Annotated in this window: 1 protein-coding gene; it reads right to left on the bottom strand. The window is 63.9% G+C overall.

All coding sequences use genetic code 11. The features are described 5' to 3' along the window. Window positions 1-271: helix-turn-helix domain-containing protein (locus ACYP5B_RS19525; protein ID WP_459570827.1), on the bottom strand; the 271-nt coding region annotated here is incomplete at its 3' end. Window positions 272-452 lie beyond the last annotated feature (181 nt).

The following is a 452-nucleotide window of genomic DNA, read 5'->3' as shown; positions in this document are numbered from 1 at the left end:
TCTCGCAGGCCAGGGTTGGACCGAAGTCGGCATAGTTGTCGCGGATCAGGCCGAGCGCCCGCGCCGCAAGGCCCGGCGGTGTCCGGTTGTTGGCCAGTTGACCCTGGTGGCGATTGAGCAAGTCGGCGGCGCCGTCCTGTTGGTACCGGCGCAGCAGGCGCAAGGTCTGGCGAGGGGTCAGTCCCAGTCTGGATGCCGCAACCCCGGTCTTTAGGTAGGCGTCGGCCAGTGCCTGGATGACCTTGAGCCGGTCAATCTGCCGCATCGTCATGGTAATGGCTCCTGCTGGCATGACGGGCTCCGTGGCGCTGGAAGCCGTCAAGCTTACGCGGGCCAAACTCGGACATTTGAGCTTAGTAGAGTAGAGATGTGGCGCGGTGACGGTAGGTCCAGGCATCGATGTTTCCGCCCCTTTCGTTTGGCGGTGCCCTAGTAGCCTGACCATGGCTCCG

Source organism: Cupriavidus sp. 8B (assembly GCF_054589115.1).
This window is presented reverse-complemented; position numbering and strand designations above follow the sequence as displayed.